Source organism: gamma proteobacterium SS-5, assembly GCA_009497875.2.
Lineage (GTDB): Bacteria > Pseudomonadota > Gammaproteobacteria > Chromatiales > Chromatiaceae > Magnetovirga > Magnetovirga frankeli.
On sequence record CP032508.2, the window covers coordinates 366,928 to 379,225 of the forward strand.

General features: G+C 62.0%; 14 protein-coding genes. 3 read left to right on the top strand and 11 right to left on the bottom strand.

Features of this window, described 5'->3' with window-relative positions; all coding sequences use genetic code 11:
* Positions 1 to 4 precede the first annotated feature (4 nt).
* The 3 genes from D5125_06915 to sucC form a co-directional block, all read right to left on the bottom strand.
* Entirely contained in the window at positions 5 to 220 is a 216-nt protein-coding gene (locus tag D5125_06915; protein ID QFY89233.1) for a hypothetical protein, read from the bottom strand.
* Positions 221 to 287: 67 nt separating this feature from the next.
* The gene (gene sucD / locus D5125_06920) at positions 288 to 1,163 is read right to left on the bottom strand and encodes a succinate--CoA ligase subunit alpha (GenBank protein ID QFY89234.1); all 876 of its coding nucleotides are present in this window, start codon (positions 1,161 to 1,163) and stop codon (positions 288 to 290) included.
* Positions 1,160 to 2,329, bottom strand: a complete 1,170-nt coding sequence (sucC, locus tag D5125_06925; protein QFY89235.1) for an ADP-forming succinate--CoA ligase subunit beta — start codon at positions 2,327 to 2,329, stop codon at positions 1,160 to 1,162. Before sucC ends, sucD begins: the two co-directional genes overlap by 4 nt.
* Before the next feature lie 208 nt (positions 2,330 to 2,537).
* Here sucC and D5125_06930 point away from each other — a divergent pair, with 208 nt between their 5' ends.
* The 3 genes from D5125_06930 (at position 2,538) to D5125_06940 (ending at position 5,802) form a co-directional block, all read left to right on the top strand.
* Complete coding sequence (locus D5125_06930; protein QFY89236.1) at positions 2,538 to 2,771, top strand: hypothetical protein; 234 nt, start codon at positions 2,538 to 2,540, stop codon at positions 2,769 to 2,771.
* On the top strand, positions 2,749 to 4,344 hold the full coding sequence (locus D5125_06935; protein QFY89237.1) for a hypothetical protein: 1,596 nt from the start codon (positions 2,749 to 2,751) through the stop codon (positions 4,342 to 4,344). The genes D5125_06930 and D5125_06935 overlap by 23 nt, the downstream gene beginning before the upstream one ends.
* Positions 4,345 to 4,440: 96 nt before the next feature.
* Complete coding sequence (locus tag D5125_06940) at positions 4,441 to 5,802, top strand: sigma-54-dependent Fis family transcriptional regulator (GenBank protein QFY89238.1); 1,362 nt, start codon at positions 4,441 to 4,443, stop codon at positions 5,800 to 5,802.
* A 252-nt stretch (positions 5,803 to 6,054) separates the two neighbouring features.
* On the opposite strand, the gene D5125_06945 is transcribed toward D5125_06940, so the two are convergent.
* The 8 genes from D5125_06945 to hypB all read right to left on the bottom strand — a co-directional run bounded on the left by D5125_06945 (position 6,055) and on the right by hypB (position 12,270).
* Positions 6,055 to 6,285 carry a ferrous iron transport protein A gene (locus tag D5125_06945; GenBank protein QFY89239.1) on the bottom strand — a complete coding sequence of 77 codons (231 nt, stop codon included), beginning with the start codon at positions 6,283 to 6,285 and terminating at the stop codon, positions 6,055 to 6,057.
* Positions 6,286 to 6,529: 244 nt separating this feature from the next.
* A complete protein-coding gene (locus D5125_06950; GenBank protein QFY89240.1) occupies positions 6,530 to 6,910 on the bottom strand; it encodes a clan AA aspartic protease in 381 nt (126 codons plus the stop codon).
* A 90-nt stretch (positions 6,911 to 7,000) separates the two neighbouring features.
* A complete protein-coding gene (locus D5125_06955; protein ID QFY89241.1) occupies positions 7,001 to 7,894 on the bottom strand; it encodes an IS630 family transposase in 894 nt (297 codons plus the stop codon).
* Positions 7,895 to 8,225: 331 nt separating this feature from the next.
* Complete coding sequence (gene hypE, locus D5125_06960; protein QFY89242.1) at positions 8,226 to 9,275, bottom strand: hydrogenase expression/formation protein HypE; 1,050 nt, start codon at positions 9,273 to 9,275, stop codon at positions 8,226 to 8,228.
* Entirely contained in the window at positions 9,272 to 10,390 is a 1,119-nt protein-coding gene (gene hypD, locus D5125_06965; protein QFY89243.1) for a hydrogenase formation protein HypD, read from the bottom strand. Before hypD ends, hypE begins: the two co-directional genes overlap by 4 nt.
* On the bottom strand, positions 10,387 to 10,626 hold the full coding sequence (locus tag D5125_06970) for a HypC/HybG/HupF family hydrogenase formation chaperone (protein QFY89244.1): 240 nt from the start codon (positions 10,624 to 10,626) through the stop codon (positions 10,387 to 10,389). Before D5125_06970 ends, hypD begins: the two co-directional genes overlap by 4 nt.
* 210 nt (positions 10,627 to 10,836) lie before the next feature.
* On the bottom strand, positions 10,837 to 11,127 hold the full coding sequence (locus D5125_06975; protein ID QFY91080.1) for a putative addiction module antidote protein: 291 nt from the start codon (positions 11,125 to 11,127) through the stop codon (positions 10,837 to 10,839).
* Positions 11,128 to 11,454: 327 nt separating this feature from the next.
* Positions 11,455 to 12,270, bottom strand: a complete 816-nt coding sequence (gene hypB, locus D5125_06980) for a hydrogenase nickel incorporation protein HypB (GenBank protein QFY91081.1) — start codon at positions 12,268 to 12,270, stop codon at positions 11,455 to 11,457.
* Between the last annotated feature and the right edge of the window lie 28 nt (positions 12,271 to 12,298).

The window sequence follows — 12,298 nt, forward strand, 5'->3', positions numbered from 1 at the left end:
AGGTTCAACGCATAGCCTTCAGGTTATACTCCAGCTCCTGACGACCATGCTGGGTCACACCGAAATAAGCTTGCGGATCAAATACTTCAGCTGTTGTGGGCTGCTCCTGCAAAGCTATGCCCTCCTCTTCCGCGAGCTGTTGCAGAATGATCTGGACCAATTGATACTTATCGGCATGGGAGAGTGCCCCTAACTCTGGAATGAGTTCATTCAGGCTCATAGTTCACCACCTCAGGCTCGATCTGCAACCCGGCAACGATCATCTTCTGACTTCTAACTTCACCCTTCTAACTTCTGGCCAGCAGCCCGGCCATGGCCCGGCCTATATCCGCCGGTGAGCGCACCGTGCTGACGCCGGCGGCCTCCAGGGCGGCGTATTTGCCCTCGGCGGTGCCCTTGCCGCCGCTGATGATGGCGCCGGCATGGCCCATGCGCTTGCCTTTGGGCGCGGTGACCCCGGCGATGTAGGCCACCACCGGCTTCTGTACCCGGCTGCGGATGTAGTCGGCGGCGTCTTCCTCGGCGCTGCCGCCGATCTCGCCCACCAGGACTATGCCCTCGGTCTGGGGGTCGGCGTTGAACAACGCCAGGCAATCGACGAAGTTCATCCCCTGGATGGGATCGCCACCGATGCCGATACAGGTGCTCTGCCCCAGCCCGGCCTGGGTGGTCTGATGCACCGCCTCGTAGGTCAGGGTACCGGAGCGGGAGACTATACCCACCCGGCCCGGCTGGTGGATGTTGCCGGGCATGATGCCGATCTTGCACTCGCCGGGGGTAATGATGCCGGGGCAGTTGGGGCCGATCAGGCGACAGTCGTACTGCCTCAGCGCCGCCTTGACCCGCAGCATGTCCAGCACCGGGATGCCCTCGGTGATGCAGGCGATGACCTGGATGCCGGCATCCGCCGCCTCCAGGATGGCATCGGCGGCGAAGGCGGCGGGGACGTAGATCATGCTGGCGTTGGCACCGGCCTGCACCACCGCATCCCGCACGGTGTCGAACACCGGTCGATCCAGGTGCCTCTGCCCGCCCTTGCCGGGGGTGACGCCACCCACCAGGTGGGTGCCGTAGGCGATGGCCTGCTCGGAATGAAAGGTCCCCTGCTTGCCGGTAAAGCCCTGACAGATGACCCGGGTATCTTTGTTCACCAGTACGCTCATGCCGCACCTCCAGCCGCTGAAACCACCTGTTGCGCCGCCTGGGTCAGGTCGGACGCCGTCTCCAGAGCCAGGCCGCTGGCATTGAGCATGGCCAGCCCCTCGGCCGCTCGGGTGCCCTCCAGGCGCACCACCACCGGAATCTCAATCCCCACTTCCTTGATGGCACTGATGATGCCCTCGGCAATCAGGTCACAACGGACGATGCCGCCGAAGATGTTCACCAGTACCGCCTTGACCTGGCTATCGGAGAGGATCAGCTTGAACGCCTCGGCCACCCTTGCCGCCGTGGTGCCGCCACCGACATCGAGAAAGTTGGCAGGCAAGCCGCCGTGCAGCTTGACCAGGTCCATGGTGGCCATGGCCAGCCCGGCACCGTTGACCATGCAGCCGATGTTGCCATCCAGGCTGATGTAGTTGAGCTCGTGCTCCGCCGCCTGGGCCTCGCGGGCGTCCTCCTGGCTGAGATCGCGCCACTGGGCGCGCTGGGGATGGCGGAAGGCGGCGTTGTCGTCCAGATTGATCTTGGCGTCCAGGGCCAGCAGATCGCCACACTGGGTTACCACCAGGGGGTTGATCTCCACCAGGCTGGCGTCCTCGGCGATAAACAGGGCATAGAGGCGGCTGAGCATCTGGCCGAATTGCTTGATCTGATCCCCCTCCAACCCCAATGCAAAGGCCAGCTGGCGGCCCTGATAGGGCTGCACCCCCACCACCGGGTCGATGTGCAGGCTGTGGATCTGCTCCGGCGTGTTGGCCGCCACCTGTTCGATGCTCATGCCGCCGGCGGCGGAGGCCATCACCAGCAGGCGCTCGGCGGCGCGATCCAGCAGCAGACCGAGATAGAGCTCACGCAGGATGGCGCAGGCCGGCTCCAGCAGCAGGGCGGAGACCGGCAGGCCCTCGGGGCCGGTCTGCGGCGTCACCAGCGGCTGGGCGAGGATGCGCCGGGCAGCGGCCTCAAGCTCTTGCAGCGAGCCGCTGACCAGCACGCCACCGCCCTTGCCGCGACCGCCGGCATGCACCTGGGCCTTGAGCACCCAGTGGTTCCCCCCCAACTCGTCAGCGGCCTGGGGCAGCTGCTCGGCCTGCTGCAATAAGCGACCCTCGGGCACCGCAATGCCCTGCTGGCGAAACAGTTGCTTGGCCTGGTATTCGTGTAGGTTCATCGCATTGCCCTGTGGGTTGAATGGTTTTCAGCGACCAGCGGCCAGCCGCCAGCCCCTGGATTCCGCTGCACTGTATCGGGGCTGGATCCGGGCCACATCAATATTGAATTGACGCTGGCGGCTGGTGGCTGTCCTGACTTTCAGGCTAAGCTACTGACACCTAGCCGCTGATACTTGGTCCCATTCTAGCCCAAACTGGTGATCCGTTTTGAAGACCCTTCTGATGCTCATTGCCCTGGCCCTGATCTTTTTCATCGGCCGCCACCTCTGGCGGCAACGGCAACGCCAGCAACAAGCCGCCCGGAAAACATCCACCCCGGCGCAGCTGACCGTGCGCTGCGCCCACTGCGGCCTGTATCTGCCCAGCCAGGAGGCGATTGAGGCGCAGGGGCGTAGCTACTGCTGCCCCGAGCACCGTGATGCCGGCCCCCTTGATCGATAACAAGACCTACCGGCAGGAACAACGTGCCCTGCTGATCCTGATTGTCTATCGGGTGCTGCTGGCCTGCCTGCTGCTGGCCGTGGTCTATGGCGAGTTTCGCCTCAAGATCAGCGGCCCCAGCCACCCAGAGCTATTCCGTCTGATCAGCTTCAGCTACCTGGGACTGGTGCTGCTCAGCGGCCTGACCTTCTACAAGAACTGGTTTAGCGCCGGCAACCAGGCCCTGGCCATGTTTCTGGTGGATTGCATTGTCATTCCCCTGCTGATCCACAACGGCGGCGGCATGACCACCGCCCTGGGCAGCCTGCTGGCCTCCTCCATCGCCCTGACCAGTCTGCTGGTACGCGGCCGACTGGTGCTGTTTCTCGCCGCCATCGCCACCTTTGGCGTGTTCGCCGGTGAACTCTATTCCAGCGGCATCCAGGGCTTTGACACCCGCGCCTTCACCCAGGCCGGTCTTTTGGGCGCGGTCTATTTCGCCATCGCCGTGCTCGCCGCCACCCTGTCGCTGCGGGTGCGCGAGAGCGAGTCCCTGGCCCAGCAGCGCGCCCGTGAACTGGCCGACCTGGCCGAGATCAATCAGCAGATCATCCAGCAGATGAGCACCGGCGTGCTGGTGAGCAATCATCAGGCGGAGATCCTCTACCTGAACCAGGCCGCACGCCGCCTGCTGGACATCACCGAGGAGCGCAAGCCCAGCCACCTGGGCCGTGCCAGCCCCCTGCTCGATCGCCTGTGGCGGCAGTGGCGTGCCGCGCCCGAGGTGGAATCCAGCGCCGGTCAGACCCTGGAAACGGAACACAACCAGCTGCGCGTGCATTTTCGCCCCAGCGGGCTGGACAACAGCTGCACCCTGATCTTCCTGGAGGATGCCTCCGAGGCCATGCGCCAGGCGCGCCAGATCAAGCTCGCCTCCCTGGGACGGCTGACCGCCGGTATCGCCCATCAGATCCGCAACCCGCTGTCTTCCATCAACCACGCCGGCCAGTTGCTGGCCGAGGCCGAGGGCATAGATGCCGCCGACCGTCGCCTGCTGGAGATCATCCAGGGCAACAGCAAGCGGGTGAACGAGACCATCGAGAGCATATTGCAGCTATCCCGGCGGCAGGAACCACGGCATGAGGCGATCGACGCCGAACACTGGCTGGAGCGCTTCATCAGCGGCTTCGTTCGCCTGCACGACCTGACACCCGAGCAGATCGAACTGCACAGCAGCGGCAGCCACCCGCTGCGGGTGGACAGCCTGCAGCTGGAGCAGGTGCTGACCAATCTGTGCGAAAACGCCCTGCGCCACTCCGGCCGGGGCGAACAGACCCGCATCCGCCTGCGCCTGGACCGGGATGACATCGGCCAGCCGCGCCTGAGCCTGTGCGACAATGGCTCGGGCCTCTCCCCGCTGGCCCTGGAGCGGCTGTTCGAGCCCTTCTTTACCACCCGCAGCGACGGCACCGGCCTGGGGCTGTACATCGCCCGCGAGCTGTGCGAGGCCAACAACATCGGCCTCAAGCCCCTGCCCCCGGACCCCGGAGCCTGCTTTGTGCTGGTGTTTCGTCAGGGTGATGCGCGGGGCTAGGAGCTACTTGCCCCGTGAAGGACCGTGACGCCGGAGACCACTTGGCCGCCGACTGACCACTGGCAGCTGACCGCTGCGGGCTTTACACTTAGCCTCATGAGCAAACCCCTCGCCCTCATTGTCGATGACGAACCGGACATCCGCGAATTGTTGGAGATCACCCTTTCGCGCATGGCCATAGACACCATAGCCGCGCCCGACCTGGCCGCAGCCCGCGCCCATCTGGCCCAGCCCACCCGGTTTGATCTCTGCCTCACCGACATGCGCCTGCCCGATGGCAGCGGCCTGCAACTGGTGGAGCAGATCGGCCAGGAACGGCCCGAACTGCCGGTGGCGGTGATCACCGCCCACGGCAACATGGAAACGGCCATAGAGGCCCTCAAGCTCGGTGCCTTCGACTTTGTCTCCAAGCCCCTGGACCTGGACCTGCTGCGCCGTCTGGTGCAGACGGCCCTGCGCCTGGCCCCGGCAAATACCGCCATAGCGGCAGAGACCGCGCAGCCGGAATCCGGGCAGCGCCTGCTGGGGGATTCGGTGGTAATGGAGGAGATTCGCCACCTGATCGCCAAGCTGGCGCGCAACCAGGCACCGGTACACATCACCGGCGAATCGGGCACCGGCAAGGAGCTGGTGGCGCGGCTGATCCACCAGCAAAGCCCCAGATCGGCCAAGCCCTTCATCGCCGTCAACTGCGGTGCCGTGCCTACCGAGCTGATGGAGAGCGAGTTTTTCGGCCACAAGAAGGGCAGCTTTACCGGTGCCATCGCCGACAAGCAGGGGCTGTTCCAGGCCGCCGAGGGCGGTACCCTGTTTCTCGACGAGGTGGCCGACCTGCCCCTGCACATGCAGGTCAAGCTGCTGCGCGCCATCCAGGAAAAGTCTATCCGCCCGCTGGGTGATCAGCACGAGATCCCCACCGACGTGCGCCTGATCAGCGCCACCCACAAGTGCCTCAGCCAGTTGGTGGAGGAAGAGCTGTTCCGCCAGGACCTGTTCTACCGGCTCAATGTCATCGAGCTGGAAATACCGCCCTTGCGCGCCCGGCGCGAGGACATAGAGCCTCTGATCGCCTTCCTGCTCGGCCGCATCGCCCAGCACAACGCCATCCCCCGTCCGCAACTCAGTCCTCAGGCCCGCCAACAACTGCTGGAATACGGTTTTCCCGGCAACATACGCGAGTTGGAGAACATATTGGAGCGCGCCGCCGCCCTGTGTGAGGCAGGTCAGATCGAACCGCACGACTTGCGTCTGCCAAAGAGCGAGGCCCCGGCCCTGGACATAGGCCAGATCGGGGTGGATCAAAACCTGGATCAGGTACTGGAGGATGTGGAGCGGCAACTGATCAGCGCCGCCCTGGACGAGACCAGCTGGAACCGCACCGCCGCCGCCCGCCGCCTGGGCATCAGCTTTCGCGCCCTCAGATACAAGCTGGACAAACTGGGGCTGGAGCAGAAGTAGGCGCGGGGCGGTTTGGCATGGCCTGCATCGGGCCTGCGGGTCCGAAGCAGGATGCCAGGGTCGATAAGCACAGGTGGCTTGACGGGGCAGCCGCAGGAAGGGCCGCTTGCTGCGCTTTGTGCTTCTTTGCTTCCTCTGCGTCCTTTTTCATTCCGGCCTCGCCGGGTTAGGCTCAACAACGGCCGTCAGCCGCAACCCATGGCACTTGGAGCGACCTTGGGGCGACCATCGGCGTGCAGGGATTTTCTGATCCTATTGGCTGACCAGGATCTGGCTGGCCTCGTTCCTGCGCAGGCTGATCTGACTGCCACAGACGATGTAGGTGCGGGGATCACCCATCATGGCGCTGTAGAGCACGCCGACCGTAGCACCGGCGCGGAAGCCCAGGGCGGCCAGGCGGTCCCTGAGTTCACCCTCACCGCGCACCTTGACGATGCGCCCCCGCTGGCCGGGTTGTAGGCTGGTCAATTCTGCTGTTTCCATCGGTGCCCCCTGATCTGCATTGAGTTAGTGAAAGCGATAATCATAATCAAATATGGACCAAAGTCCACAACCTTTTTGTGTTTAAGCACAAAAAAGGAACAGGGTCAGGTCTAGAATCATAGCCATCTCTATCTTTGTAAGTAAGATCAGTGACTAAAGTCTAAAATCTAGACCAGGCCCAATTTATTCAGCAATTTTCTAGCGGATTAAACGCTTCTATGCTAGACCTGACCCATGTTTCTCCTTATTTCGCGATCGAGGATGCCACATTGGGGCTGCTTGGGTTTAGGATAACTTCTCTCGTTTTTGGAACAACAACCAAATCCATGTCTTCCATCGGAATTGCCCCAAGCAATGGTTGATCTCCCATGACTAGTGCTCCTGCAAAACCCACCCTGTTTTTATATCGTAGCTCGATTGGGCCAACGTAGGGAACTAGTCTTTGGCTTCCATCTGCTAAAGTGACTTCCTTTTTATCTATTTCTTCCAATTTTAATTGTATTTGTATATGTGATGGAATGCATAAATGCACCGCACCTGTATCAGCAAGCGCATCTATTGATACTGGCTCTAATTCAGGAAGCCTTGGGTTTCGCAAAATAATACTTGCGTTAGTTAGTCCCATAAGTATTTCCTCGTTTCTGTGCATAAGGGTCAGGCCTAGATTCAAAGCCTAGGCCTTGTCATATATGCTAGTCTAGCCGTACAAAGGCTTCTATTCTAGACCTGACCCCTGTTTCCCGACCCCTGTTTCCCCCTGCTCATCGGGATTGAGCTCCGGGGAATATGCGGGCAGGAAAGCCAGCAGTATCTTGCCCTCCTGTTCAGCGATGAATCGCTGCATTTCCTTGCTGTGGTGATAGCGGGCATTGTCGGTAATGACCAAGATCGGCTGGCCGGCATCACGGTGCAGCTTTTTCAGGAAGGCGATAAATTTCGTCGAGTTCATTTTGTCTTCGATAAAGCTGAAACGCATGTCGCCGCGAGGCGAGACCGCGCTGATCACCTTCAGACCAAAGCGGCCACCGCTGTTCTTCACCACGGGCGTTTGGCCGATCTTGCCCCAGGTCAGGCCGCGATGGGCATCACTGCGCACTGCAGCCTCATCCACGAAGAAGATGGCCGCGCCAAGGCGCTGCGCCTGTGCCACGGCCTCGGGAAAGGTTTCCTTGAGGTAGCGGTCGATCTTGCGCGGGTCTTGCTGGTAGGACTTGTAGATGGGGCGCTGCGGGCTGAGGCCCAAATGCCTCAGCAGACGACTGACGGCGCTCTTGCTCAGTTTGACCTTGCGTTCCTTTTCGATCAGCGTCCGTAAGGCATTGAGTGTCCACAGGCAGAAATCGAACTGGTACTGCTGCGGGTTTCCCAGGGTTACCGCGTAATAGACCCAGCGCATGTCTTCCGTTGACAGTTTGCGCGGACGGCCACTGCGCGCTCCCTCACGTAACGCATCCCAGCCACCACTGCGATACAGAGACAGCCAGTTAAACACGGAGCGTTCCGGCACATTGTAAATTCGCTGCACTAAATGCACAGGCTCTTGCCTCAACACGATGGCCTCGACCACCTCCCTACGGCGCTGTTCACGTATTTCGATCTGTGTGCTCATGCAGCCAATTATATACTGCCATTACTTATGCAACAATTAATATATATCAATAAAATTAAGAGATTATTTTTTCATAATCAAGAAAAATTGACTTAAATCAACCCAAGGAGCATTAAGGACATATGATCCAATAATCAGGCACGATTTATGCTGAAAGAACCGGAAACAATTGGACAGCCAGATTACTTTTCCGTGTGAGAGGTCATTCTGGCGCAGTACGTACCGCACTCCTCTACCTAGGAGGAAAGGGGGCATTGAGCTTTTCCCATTTCTCTGCGTCCTCTGCACTCCTTTGCGCCCTCTGCGTCCTGAAATCTTGAACCACTGAGCTTCAGCAAATCCGCGGAAGTTGCTCGCCGGTTAGCCAGTCCACCACGCGCTGGCCGCCGAAGGCGGTGCGCAGGCGGACAAAGCCTTGGGGGTCTTCGATTACCTGGCCTATCTGGGCTGCATCCGCACCCAGCGGATGGCTGCGCATGGCTTCCAGCAGGGGTTCGGCGTCCTCCGCGGCGCAGATGCAGATCAGCTTGCCCTCGTTAGCTATGTACAGCGGGTCCAGGCCGAGCAGCTCACAGGCGGCGGCCACCGCCGGTTTGATCGGAATCTGCGTCTCTTCCAGCTGCATGCCGACGCCGGACTGCTGCGCCAGCTCGTTGAGGGTGGTTGCCAGGCCGCCGCGGGTGGGATCGCGCAGACAGTGGATACCCGGCGCCACCGCCACCATTGCCGCCACCAGTTCGTGCAGGGCGGCGGAGTCGGATTCGATGCGAGTGTCGAAGCTCAGGTTCTCACGACTGGCCATGACCGCCACGCCGTGATCCCCCAGGCTGCCGCTGACCAAAATGGCATCGCCGGGACGGGCGCGATCGCCGGAGATATTGACCCCGGCGGGCACCCTACCGACCCCGGTGGTGGTGATGAACACGCCATCGCCCTTGCCGCGCTCCACCACCTTGGTGTCGCCGGTGACCACCGCCACCCCGGCCTTGTTGCAGGCGGCGGCCATGCTGGCGACGATGCGCGCCAGATCGGCGAGGGGAAAGCCCTCCTCAAGAATGAACCCGGCTGCCAGATACAGCGGCCGTGCGCCGGCCATGGCCACATCGTTGAGGGTGCCGTGCACCGCCAGGGAGCCGATGTCGCCGCCGGGGAAGAACAGCGGCGAGATGACGTGGCCATCGGTGCTCATCACCAGCCGTCCGGCGGGCACGTCGAATGCTGCCTGGTCGTTGGCCTGACGCAGCAGGGGGTTGTCCAGATGCTGCATGAACAGCTCTTCAATGAGCTGGGCCATGGCCCGACCACCGCTGCCGTGGGTCATATCCACAGTGCCCTCGCGCAGGTTCAGGCGCTGGGCAAAACGTTTGGGTTGTGGGCTCATGCGGCCTCCTGACGAAAACGACCGTAGGTCCAATAGGCGGCGCAGGCCCCTTCGGACGACACCATGCAGGAGCCCATGGGGTTGTCCGGGGTGCAGACGCTGCCGAACAGCTTGCAATCGCTGGGGCGCTTGATGCCGCGCAGGATGCTCGGGCAGTCGCAGCCCTTGACCTCCTCGGCGGGCTGTTGCGGCAGGTCAAAGCGCCGCTCGGCGTCGAACTCGGCGTATTCCGGGCGAATCTGCAAGGCGCTGTCGGGCAGGCGGCCCAGGCCGCGCCACTCAAAACTCGGCCGCAGCTCAAACACCTCCGCCACCAGGGCCAGGGCCTTGCGGTTGCCCTCGGCGCTGACGGCGCGGGTGTATTCGTTTTCCACCTCATGCCGACCCTGATTGATCTGACGGATCAGCATCAGGCTGGCCTGCATCACATCCAGGGGTTCGAAGCCGGAGATGACGATGGGCTTGGCATAGGTCTGGGCCAGGGGCACATAGGGCTGGGTACCGATGACGGTGCTGACATGGGACGGCCCGAGCAGGCCGTCGATGGCCAGCTGGCCCGGCAGCGGGGTATGCAGTATGCCGTGGATCGCCGCCGGGGTGAGGACGTGGTTGCACACCAGGCTGAAGTTGCTCAGGCCCTCGGCCTTGGCCTGTTTCAGCGCCACCGCGCTGGGCGGGGTGGTGGTCTCAAAGCCGATGGCGAAGAACACCACCTGGCGCTGCGGGTTGGCGCGGGCGATGTGCAGGGCATCCTGGGTGGAATAGACCATGCGCACATCGGCACCCTCGGCCTTGGCCTTGAGCAGGCTGGTGCGACCGCTGCCGGGCACCCGCAGCAGGTCGCCGTAGGTGCAGAGGATGAGATTTTGACGGGCCAGGGCAATGGCCAGATCGACCCGGCCGATGGGCAGCACGCATACCGGGCAGCCGGGGCCGTGGACGTAATGGACATTGCTCGGCATCAGGTCCTGCACGCCGTAGCGGAAGATGGCATGGGTGTGGCCGCCGCAGAACTCCATCAGCTGATAGTCGCGGCCGGGCTGCACCGCCGCGGCTATGCCCCGCGCCAGTTTCTGCGCCAGGTCGTTGCGGCGAAAATCGTCGATGTATTTCATGCTCCGGCACCCTCCTCCAGCAGATCGGCCTCGGCAAACAGCGCCAGGGTGCGCTCTGCCTCCTCGGCGCTGAGCTTGTTGAGGGCATAGCCCACATGCAGCAACACATAGTCACCGGGTTGCACGTCCTCCACCAGGGCCAGGGAGACGCGCTTCTGCACCTCCCCCAGGGCCACCAGGGCGGTGTTGTCACTGGCTTCGATACTGAGCACCTGAGCGGGAATGGCTAAACACATGGCTAGGGCCTTGGGTTGGGGTTGAAAGAAGCGGCTCAGCCCAAACTAGGAGCCTGTCGGGTTTAGGTGCCCGTAGCGAGCAAGGTGGGAGAGCGAGAACAAATTTTCACGATTTTGAGGCGCATAGTTGGCCTACGCAACGAAAAATCGGGGAAATTTGAGCCGTTCTTCCCACCGGCGCAGTAGGAGCATCCTAAATCCGACAGGCTCCTAGGGCACCGGAACCACATCGGCATGCAGTTTGACCCCCAAAGCGCGCACCACCTTTATGACGGTTTCATAACGGGGTTTTGCACCTGGAGCCAAAGCTTTGTAAAGACTGGTTCGCTCCATCCCTGCATCTTTGGCCAGTTGAGCCATGCCACGAGCCCTAGCCACCGTTTTTACCGCAACCAGAAAAGCATCAGGATCAGGATCATCCAGAGCGGCTGTGAGGTAGGCAGCAATGGTTTCTTCGTTGTCCAGATAATCAGCCACATCAAAAGGGCTAAACTGGGTCATGGTCTTCAACCTAAGGCTCATGGAGCGGACAGCGCCACCCCGGAAAATGAAAGTCTGCTCACCCCTGATTGTTCCCTCTCCCCAACCCTACCCAGTAACCTCGCGCTGGGCTGGAGACTGTTGGTCGGGCTTCAGCCCGACAGCTGTTGGTAGGGTGAGGCCACAGGTAAAAGCGGCGTTCAACCCATTAGCAGCGCCTTAGTCGTCCTTGCGGACGACAGTCGGGCTAAAGCCCGACCTACGCATTCATTCTTCTCTCTTCTCTGCGTCCTTTGCGCTCCTTTGCGTCCTCTGCGTCCCATCGGTTTTCTGTGAAAGTCAGCGGGGCTACTCACCCAACCCCACCAGGGATTGCTGGGCGCGCAGCCAGCGGTACCAGTCGGCCATGCCCTCGCCGCTGCTGGCGCTGACCCGCAGCACGCGGATGGCGGGGTTGACCCGGCGGGCGAAGTCGATGCACTGATCGACATCGAACTGCAGATGGGGCAGCAGGTCGATCTTGTTCAGCAGCATCAGGTCGGCGGCGGCGAACATGTCCGGGTATTTGATCGGCTTGTCCTCGCCCTCGGTGACCGAGAGGATCACCACCTTGTGCGCCTCGCCTAGGTCGAAGGCCGCCGGGCAGACCAGGTTGCCGACGTTCTCGATGAAGAGGATGCCATCCGGTTCCGGCTGCAGCTGCTCGAGGGCATGGCCGATCATGTGGCCATCCAGATGGCAGCCCTTGCCGGTGTTGATCTGCAGGGCCTTGACCCCGGTGGCGCGGATGCGCTCGGCGTCGTTGCTGGTTTGCTGGTCGCCCTCGATCACCGCCAGGGGGAATTCGTCTTGCAGGGCTTCAATAGTGCGGGTGAGCAGGCTGGTCTTGCCGGAGCCGGGGCTGGACACCAGATTCAGCGCCAGCAGCCGGTGCGCCGCCAGCCAGCGGCGATTGGCCTGGGCGTATTCGTTATTCTTGCTGAGGATGTCGGTTTCGATCTGCACCATCCGCGCCTGGCTCAGCCCAGGGGCATGGGCGTGGGCCGGGCCCTGGCCATAGTGGTGGTGATCATGGCCGTGCTGATGCCCGTGGGCATGGTCATGTTCGTGATCATGGCCCTCGATCCGGGTCTCGCCTTCACCGCAACCGCATACCGTACACATCTGCATCGCTCCGCCATTGGGACTGTTG

Coding starts and splice junctions, on each gene's coding strand:
- D5125_06950 (QFY89240.1), bottom strand. CDS start 6,910: ATGGGACTAACTAACGCAAGTATTATTTTGCGAAACCCAAGGCTTCCT.
- sucC (QFY89235.1), bottom strand. CDS start 2,329: ATGAACCTACACGAATACCAGGCCAAGCAACTGTTTCGCCAGCAGGGC.
- D5125_06955 (QFY89241.1), bottom strand. CDS start 7,894: ATGAGCACACAGATCGAAATACGTGAACAGCGCCGTAGGGAGGTGGTC.
- hypE (QFY89242.1), bottom strand. CDS start 9,275: ATGAGCCCACAACCCAAACGTTTTGCCCAGCGCCTGAACCTGCGCGAG.
- D5125_06915 (QFY89233.1), bottom strand. CDS start 220: ATGAGCCTGAATGAACTCATTCCAGAGTTAGGGGCACTCTCCCATGCC.
- D5125_06970 (QFY89244.1), bottom strand. CDS start 10,626: ATGTGTTTAGCCATTCCCGCTCAGGTGCTCAGTATCGAAGCCAGTGAC.
- D5125_06975 (QFY91080.1), bottom strand. CDS start 11,127: ATGACCCAGTTTAGCCCTTTTGATGTGGCTGATTATCTGGACAACGAA.
- D5125_06940 (QFY89238.1), top strand. CDS start 4,441: ATGAGCAAACCCCTCGCCCTCATTGTCGATGACGAACCGGACATCCGC.
- sucD (QFY89234.1), bottom strand. CDS start 1,163: ATGAGCGTACTGGTGAACAAAGATACCCGGGTCATCTGTCAGGGCTTT.
- D5125_06935 (QFY89237.1), top strand. CDS start 2,749: ATGCCGGCCCCCTTGATCGATAACAAGACCTACCGGCAGGAACAACGT.
- D5125_06945 (QFY89239.1), bottom strand. CDS start 6,285: ATGGAAACAGCAGAATTGACCAGCCTACAACCCGGCCAGCGGGGGCGC.
- hypB (QFY91081.1), bottom strand. CDS start 12,270: ATGTGTACGGTATGCGGTTGCGGTGAAGGCGAGACCCGGATCGAGGGC.
- hypD (QFY89243.1), bottom strand. CDS start 10,390: ATGAAATACATCGACGATTTTCGCCGCAACGACCTGGCGCAGAAACTG.